Consider the following 2,454-nt stretch of genomic DNA (forward strand, 5'->3'; position numbering starts at 1 on the left):
CAGATTCAATTGCTGAACTAGCAGATAATCCTGCTGAACCAGCAGATGCAGTTGCTGAACTCAACGATGATTGTGCAGAGCTAGCAGATAATCCTGCTGAACCAGCAGATGCAGTTGCTGAACTCAACGATGATTGTGCTGAACTAGCAGATAATCCTGCTGAACCAGCAGATTCAATTGCTGAACTCAACGATGATAAAGATGAAAGCATTGATTCATTAGCAGAACTTTGTGAAGTGATAGCATAGAGTTGGGATTGAATTGCCGAACTAGCAGCCGCTGCAGCATCTGCTGCTGTATCAGCATAAGATTGGGAGACACCTAAGAGTAATAATCCAGCTGTAGCAAAAGTAGTGACTAAAGATTTACTGCTTTTTTTCCCTCTTGATTTAACATTTTCAGCAACAGCAATAAAGCTATTTGTTGAATCATTCCAGATAACACGGTAATTTCTATTCATAACCAATCTTCTTTTAATGACATTTTAAAAATCCACATATTTGGAGAAAACAGTCATATAAAACTAAGATATGATGATATCTAGTGTTTTAGTCTGTTACTCCAATTACCAAATGTCATTTTCGTTAACAAAAAACTCGTTAAACATCACGTAAATTAGGTATTTTCTTATTATTTAATCTGATTTCGACGAAATCTGCTTAGCCTTTTAGCATATTTGGCTTTGTTGCACAAAGATTTCATAACTATATGATTTTAAAAGTTTTGATTATTTTTTGATCCAAAATTAAATTTATTTAAATCAGATGCTTACATATTTATGCAACAAAGCCATCAGAAATTAAAGCTTTTTCTAAAGATTCATTAAATGTTTTGCAGAAATCGTCCAAAATACAAAATAATTCGGTAATATGATCCATTGAGAAGCCTTGTTTTATAACATTTTGTCTTGAGAACCAATATGTTATAAATTCAGGGCTTTTTTTCTACTCTTTTTTATATCGAACTCAGGTTACGGTTTAGTACGATTTTACTTACTAGTACTTAAATAATCACCCCACCACTGCATCATTTCAGTCCGTTGAGCTAAATAGTCAGCGTGATTATAGCTGGCACGGGTACGGTTCTTATCAATATGTGAAAGTTGTGCCTCAATCCAATTATCTTGGAACAAACCTGAGTCATTCAAAATGGTACTAAAAGTAGAACGTAAACCATGAGAAGATAGTTGATGTTTGCCATACCCCATCTTACGTATGGCCATATTTAGAGTATTAAAATGAATCGGTTGATTGTGTTTGCGAGGGCTAGCAAAAAGGTATTTTTCACCGTATGACCACTGCATGACGTCTTTCAAAATCTCTAAAGCCTGATTTGAAAGTGGAACTAAAAAATCTGGAATCTCATGGCCTAATATGACTTTTCGTCGAAACTGTTTAATATGCAAGGCAGGTATTTTCCATATTTTTTCATTTAAATCAAAATGATGAGGTTCAGACAATAACAATTCAGCCCCTCGCACTCCAGTATATAATTTAAACAACAGTGCTTTTTTAATAATCGGATGGGCATCCAATTTTTGTAATTTATACTTAAAATCAGATATATCCTCTGCTTTCAAATACGGATAATTTTTCTTGATTTTACTGTTAATGGCGATTTTATTTAAACCATGCGCGATGTTGAATTCACAATAACCCATCGCTACAGCGTAGTCATAAATTTGGTTCAAATAACTACAAGCTTTCTTGACAGGTTCTTTTACTTGGCGTCCCTCTATTTTTTTGATTACTGAAACCAGGTCATAACGCTTGATGTTTTGAAAAGGTAAATCCTGAAGGTCTGGATAAATATCTTGCTGTAAGCATCTTTCTGCTAACTGTAGTACACCACAGCGGGGTAGATCGTTGAAGGCATTTTTCAGTTTGAACTGTAACCACTCCTCCCCGACCTTACCAAAGGTGATGACATTAGAGGCAGTATCATGTTCAAAACAGAAATCATTGTCTTTAAAGTCATCTCTGACTTGTCGTGCCTTTTTCAGCGATAAATCAGGATAAAGGCCTAGCTGAATGCGTCGACGTTTTTTAGTTTGTGGATCTGTATAGCGATAGCACCAAGATTTTCTTCCACTCGGCTCAATCTTCAGACTAAGTCCATCTTCATCGGATAAAAAACAGGTTTTTTCCTTGCAATGAGCTTGGCGAACTTTAATTTCAGTAAGACTCATGGAATTTAAATGAAACCTAATAAGGGGTTGATTGGATCAATTATATCAAAATAGAACGCTTTATATATGATGCGTATATTACGCATCATATAAATATTTATATATATGTTTTTTATATATATTATTTTGATATTCCACATTGTAGTAACCAAAAAAGTAACCACTGTTAAAATCTGTATTAAGTAACAAAAATCAGTGATAGTTAAATACTCTTCTGCAATGGGTTTGTTTTACAGACCTAGTAACCGAACCTTAATTATTTGAGG

At 34.4% G+C, this 2,454-nt stretch carries 2 protein-coding genes and 1 pseudogene; all 3 read right to left on the reverse strand.

Annotation, left to right across the window (positions count from 1 at the left end; all coding sequences use genetic code 11):
• The coding region (locus VF675_RS13550; protein WP_440205375.1) for an ESPR-type extended signal peptide-containing protein at positions 1-460 on the reverse strand (460 nt) is incomplete at its 3' end.
• A 331-nt stretch (positions 461-791) separates the two neighbouring features.
• Positions 792-878 (reverse strand): annotated as a pseudogene (locus VF675_RS13555) (IS982 family transposase); the annotation flags it as partial.
• A gap of 110 nt (positions 879-988) precedes the next feature.
• On the reverse strand, positions 989-2,188 hold the full coding sequence (locus tag VF675_RS13560) for a tyrosine-type recombinase/integrase (protein ID WP_440205376.1): 1,200 nt from the start codon (positions 2,186-2,188) through the stop codon (positions 989-991).
• Positions 2,189-2,454: the final 266 nt, after the last annotated feature.

Origin of the sequence: Acinetobacter sp. Lyrl_1 (genome assembly GCF_051948795.1) — a bacterium.
In the GTDB taxonomy this organism is placed as follows: Bacteria; Pseudomonadota; Gammaproteobacteria; order Pseudomonadales; family Moraxellaceae; genus Acinetobacter; species Acinetobacter towneri.

Coding starts and splice junctions, on each gene's coding strand:
- VF675_RS13560 (WP_440205376.1), bottom strand. CDS start 2,188: ATGAGTCTTACTGAAATTAAAGTTCGCCAAGCTCATTGCAAGGAAAAA.